Annotated in this window: 1 protein-coding gene; it reads right to left on the bottom strand. The window is 69.2% G+C overall.

The window, feature by feature from the left end:
• Positions 1 to 33: 33 nt before the first annotated feature.
• Positions 34 to 1,386 (bottom strand): IS4 family transposase, encoded by a 1,353-nt coding sequence (locus tag ACZ68L_RS46880; protein WP_469591041.1) that lies wholly within the window; start codon positions 1,384 to 1,386, stop codon positions 34 to 36.
• Between the last annotated feature and the right edge of the window lie 115 nt (positions 1,387 to 1,501).

The raw sequence follows: 1,501 nt of genomic DNA, 5'->3' as shown, positions 1-1,501 counted from the left end.
CAACGCCGTTCAGTTAGGGCGGGGTCTGGGGTGTCAAGGGCTGCTCGTGAGCATGTTGATGCTGATGGTGGCTTTGTAGGTGGTGCGGTCGATGGCGGGTCCGCGTGCGTTGTATTTGGAGATCGCGCGTTTGACGATGCGGTCTTTGGTGCGGACCCGCCGGGCCGGCAGGAGGTGGGCCAGGACGTGACGGCCGATGGTGCCGACGAGATCGATGTCGGTGCCGGTGATGATGCCGGCGGCCAGGACGAGCTGGTCTCGGGCGGCGGCGAGGGCGGTGGTGAAGCCGCCCCTGTCGGGGTCGGTGCCCGGGATGCTGTTGGTGGCGTCGGTCATCGCGGTGCGTAGTGCCTGGTAGGTGGTCAGCAGGGCCCAGACCTCCTGCTCGATGCCGTCGGGGGTGCGGGCCCGCAGGACGTGTCCGCTCAGGATCGTGGACTTCAGCTCCGCGTAGGCGGTCTCGATCTCCCAGCGTTCGTGGTAGAGCCGGACGAGTTCACCGGCCGGGTAGGTGGAGGGGTCGATGAGGGTGGTCAGCAGCCGGTAGTGGCTGGTGCGGGTGCCCTGGGCGGTGCGGATGGTGATCTCGGCGTCGATGACGCGAACGGTCAGCGGACCGATCCGGGTCAGTGTCGAGCCGTCGCGGCAGCGGGCCACCGCGGGCAGGTTCCGGTTGGTCTTGCAGCGCACCAGCAGATCGGCTCCGGTGGCGGCCAGCTGGTTCAGCAGTGCGGCGGCGGCGAAGTTCCGGTCGCCCAACAGCAGCATCCCGGCCCGCAGGTCCGCGGCCAGACGGCGGGCGTATTCCAGTTCGCCGGTCGCTGCTGGACCGAACACGGCCCCGATCACCGACCGGGTCCCGCAGGCCACCAGCGCGGCCAGGCGCAGTTGCGGGTAGCCCGAGATCCCGTTGCCCAGGCGTTGGCGGGTGAATACCGCGAGGTTGGCCGGGCTGTCCGGGACCGGAAGCAGGGTGCCGTCGACCGCGACGACCCTCAGGCCCCGCCACCGTCCGGCGGCAGCGGTCGTGGCCGCCGGACCGCGCACCAGGTCGAACAGCGCTTTCATCGGTGCCGGCCCCAGCCGTCGGCGGGCCTGGCGCAGAGCGCTGCCGCTGGGCCTTACCGTTGCCAGGCCCGCCAGTCCGGCGCACAACCGGTCGAAAACCTGCTGGTAGCCCAGCCCGTTGAAGAGTGCCGCGGCCAGCAGCAGGTAGACCGTGACCCGGGCCGGCACCAACCGGATCCTGCGCTGCACCGCCCCGGTCTCCGCCAGTACCTCGTCGACCATCTCGAACGGAACGATCCGGGTCAGCTCACCGATATGCCCGGGCGCGAACACCCCGGCCGCTACCCCGACCGTCCTTGTTATGGCAGCCTGTTCCAACAGCGGAGCTCCTGTGGTGAGGATGTCTTGGAGTGACAGACCTCTTCTACAGCAGCTCCGCTGCCTCGTTCACCAGCCTTGACGTACGACCTTCACGCCTAACTGAACGGCGTTG

This window comes from Streptomyces sp. NPDC104309 (genome assembly GCF_055584025.1).
The sequence above is the reverse complement of the archived record's forward strand: the minus strand, read 5'-3'. Positions and strand labels throughout refer to the sequence as shown.